Raw genomic sequence first — 1,515 nt, 5'->3', positions numbered from 1 at the left:
GGCTCTATAATTTATGGGACTGATGAATCAGAATTGATTCTTCAGTCCCATTTTCATTTTTGCTATTAAAAAACATATCGTTCTCTAGTATGATTAAATCACCACAACCAAACCAACTGAGAGGACGATATGCTCTATGAATGATTCTATCAAAAAAATGCTAAGATTAATAGACAAAAATTTAACGATTACCGAGGTTACTTACGAAACCTTCCAAAAGAAGAATACCTTAATCATTGATGCCGTTCTTTCTCCTCCTCCGTGTGCTTGTAAAAATTGCGGTTCTTCCGTGTTCGATGCGTTTGGCAAGTCAATTGTTGTAAAAAATGGTAAGAAGAAAACGATGATCCGTTTTGATCAATACAATCATATGCCTATGGTCATGCGCTTAAAAAAGCAACGTTATACCTGTAAAAACTGTCGAAGCCACTGGACTGCTCAGAGTTATTTTGTCCGTCCCAGGCATTCCATTGCCGATCATGTCAGATTCAAAATGATTTCTCTCCTAACTGAAAAAGTCTCTTTATCTCTAATTGCGAAAATTTGTCAGGTATCTTTAACTACCGTTATTCGTACCTTGAAAGAGCTAAAATGCTATTTACCAACGTCTTCCAAGAGGATTCTACCTCGGGTTTTAATGGTCGATGAATTTCGTTCTCACACTTGCATGGAGGATAAGATGAGCTTTATTTGTGCAGATGGCGAGTCAGGTAAACTAATTGATATTTTACCGACACGCAAATTGCCTTATTTAACCAACTATTTTCTAAACTGTACCAATCCCGAAGCGGTAGAATTCCTAGTGACAGACATGAACGCCGCCTACTTCCAGCTCACCAAACGCGTTTTACCAAATGCGAAACTTGTGATTGATCGCTTTCATGTCGTCAAACATATGAATCAGGCATTCAACGACTTTCGTATCCGAGAAATGAAAGAACTACGTGAGGTTGGTCAATCTAAGGAAGCCGAAAAATTGAAAAAGAACTGGCGCTTCCTCTTAAAAAATCGTGAAAACATGAATCATTATGAGTACAAAACCTGGCGAAGTTTCCGAGCACCTAAATACCCACTTCTCACCGAGGCAATGATGATTGATCGTTTACTTGCTTTTTCCACACCGCTCAAAGAGGCATATACTGTTTTTCACGAGTTGACGGAAGCTTTTCGTCTCAAAGATTCCAACTTGTTTTTCTCCTTATTAAAAGAACTTCCAGAAACGCTAGATGACCGCTTTCGAGCGAAACTTCAAAACCTTCTGTCCTATGAAGAAGGAATTACCAATGCACTGATTTACCCTTACTCTAATGGAAAAATAGAAGCAAAGAATACCCATATAAAGACAATCAAACGTGTAGCTTACGGATTTAAATCATTTGAGAACATGAAAATTAGGATCTTTTTGATCAATCAATTAATCGACGTGAAATAACAAAAAAATCTGAGACAGAATGAGGTTCATTCTGACCCAGATTTGATTTTACACCACTCATCAGTCCTTATTGACAAAGAGCC

The 1,515-nt window shown here is 37.8% G+C and carries 1 protein-coding gene; it reads left to right on the top strand.

The genetic code is table 11. The features are described from left to right. Nucleotides 1–136 precede the first annotated feature (136 nt). On the top strand, nt 137–1,432 hold the full coding sequence (locus tag AB3I12_RS13285) for an ISL3 family transposase (protein WP_063627468.1): 1,296 nt from the start codon (nt 137–139) through the stop codon (nt 1,430–1,432). Nucleotides 1,433–1,515: the final 83 nt, after the last annotated feature.

Origin of the sequence: Enterococcus sp. C65, assembly GCF_040887165.1 — a bacterium.
GTDB classification, from domain to species: Bacteria; Bacillota; Bacilli; order Lactobacillales; family Enterococcaceae; genus Enterococcus_B; species Enterococcus_B hirae.
Note: the sequence above shows the minus strand (reverse complement) of the source record. Positions and strands in the feature narration are given on the sequence as shown.